Origin of the sequence: Fictibacillus phosphorivorans, from assembly GCF_023715845.1 — a bacterium.
GTDB classification, from domain to species: domain Bacteria; phylum Bacillota; class Bacilli; order Bacillales; family Fictibacillaceae; genus Fictibacillus; species Fictibacillus phosphorivorans_D.
In genome coordinates, this window is record NZ_JAMBOR010000084.1 from 1 (window position 1) to 255 (window position 255).

Here is a 255-nt window from a genome sequence, read left to right on the forward strand (position 1 = left end):
TCATACTGATTTTCACACCGTATTTTTCTAATGAGTTCACGTATTCATTCGAGCAGTATTGAGAGCCCCGATCAGAATGATGAATGAGATCACTTGTCGGTTTTCGATACTGGATAGCTCTTTCTAGTGCTATTTTCGGCAGCTCTTTTGTCATACGAGTCCCTATGTTCCAGCCAACAATCTTCCGAGAATAGAGGTCCATAACACTCGCTAAATAAACCCATCCCTCCATTGTCCATACGTAGGTAATATCCG

At 42.0% G+C, this 255-nt stretch carries 1 protein-coding gene; it reads right to left on the reverse strand.

Annotation, left to right across the window (positions count from 1 at the left end; translation table 11 throughout):
- A partial coding sequence (locus M3206_RS19300; protein WP_251314049.1) for a DDE-type integrase/transposase/recombinase occupies positions 1–255 on the reverse strand: 255 nt, incomplete at both ends.